Origin of the sequence: Pseudoalteromonas sp. SIMBA_162 (genome assembly GCF_046535955.1) — a bacterium.
Taxonomy (GTDB): domain Bacteria; phylum Pseudomonadota; class Gammaproteobacteria; order Enterobacterales; family Alteromonadaceae; genus Pseudoalteromonas; species Pseudoalteromonas marina.
On record NZ_JAWJBQ010001121.1, the window covers coordinates 1 to 239 of the forward strand.

General features: G+C 55.2%; 1 protein-coding gene. It reads left to right on the forward strand.

Annotated features, from left to right (window positions below):
* The coding region (locus R0J88_RS23170; protein ID WP_410901340.1) for an FHIPEP family type III secretion protein at positions 1-239 on the forward strand (239 nt) is incomplete at both ends.

A 239-nucleotide genomic window follows, 5' to 3' on the forward strand; every position in this document is an offset into this window, starting at 1 on the left:
CTTAACGCCGGATTGATTGGTGAAGATGAGGCGAAAAAACGCCGCTCCGAAGTGACTCAGGAAGCCGATTTTTACGGCTCAATGGACGGGGCAAGTAAGTTTGTTCGCGGCGATGCCATCGCCGGGATCCTCATCATGGTCATTAACGTTGTCGGCGGGTTGCTGGTCGGCGTGCTGCAACATGGCATGAGCATGGGACACGCGGCGGAAAGTTATACGCTATTGACCATTGGCGACGG